Source organism: Lysinibacillus sp. GbtcB16 (assembly GCF_019091145.1).
Lineage (GTDB): Bacteria > Bacillota > Bacilli > Bacillales_A > Planococcaceae > Lysinibacillus > Lysinibacillus fusiformis.
The window spans coordinates 1-256 of the sequence record NZ_JAGXJV010000593.1 but is presented as its reverse complement, the minus strand read 5'-3'; the positions used below and the strand labels follow the sequence as shown (position 1 = coordinate 256).

Annotated in this window: 1 protein-coding gene; it reads left to right on the top strand. The window is 55.1% G+C overall.

The genetic code is table 11. From position 1 onward, the window contains the following. Window positions 1-34: 34 nt before the first annotated feature. On the top strand, window positions 35-256 hold a 222-nt coding region (locus tag KVT27_RS25345; protein ID WP_483307990.1), incomplete at its 3' end, for a hypothetical protein.

The following is a 256-nucleotide window of genomic DNA, read 5'->3' as shown; positions in this document are numbered from 1 at the left end:
CGGAGAGCTTTGGCTGGATTCCGAATGGGCACCTTTGGATATGCATCTGCGTCATCCTTCGCTCCTTATGCCGATTTATCCGATTGGAGAGATCAATCAATATAGCGAGGCTTCCCTAAGGGAGAGAGCAGAGAATACGCTTCGCTATGCCGAGAACCATACGGAGTACGGCGTCTTTCAGTTCGGTTGGCTTTCCTGCGCCGCTTCCAGGCTGGGTCAAGGGAACATGGCGCTGCGGCTGCTGTACGAGCAGGGC